We start from the raw sequence: 229 nt of genomic DNA, 5'->3' as shown, positions 1-229 counted from the left end.
GCGGAAGATGGAAAAAGGGGAGGCAAGGAGGGGAGGGAGAAGGCAGACGAGAAGGGAGCGAGGGACAGGGGGAGGGGGGAGAAAAGAGGCGGAGCCGAACTGGGGGAAAGAAAGCAGGGCAAGGGAAGAGGGAAAGGGGGAGAAAGAGGGGGGGGAGGAAGGAAAAGGGAAGGGGGGGAGAGGCTCTGGGGAAGAAAAGGGGGGAGCCAAGAGGTAGGGGGCAACGAGA

1 protein-coding gene is annotated in these 229 nt (G+C 62.4%); it reads left to right on the top strand.

Going from position 1 to position 229, the window contains the following annotated elements; all coding sequences use genetic code 11:
• Positions 1-217 (top strand): hypothetical protein (locus BKB51_RS21465; RefSeq protein WP_218044116.1); only part of this gene is annotated, 217 nt, incomplete at its 5' end.
• Positions 218-229: the final 12 nt, after the last annotated feature.

Source organism: Kiloniella majae (assembly GCF_002118315.1).
Lineage (GTDB): Bacteria > Pseudomonadota > Alphaproteobacteria > Kiloniellales > Kiloniellaceae > Kiloniella > Kiloniella majae.
Note: the sequence above shows the minus strand (reverse complement) of the source record. Positions and strands in the feature narration are given on the sequence as shown.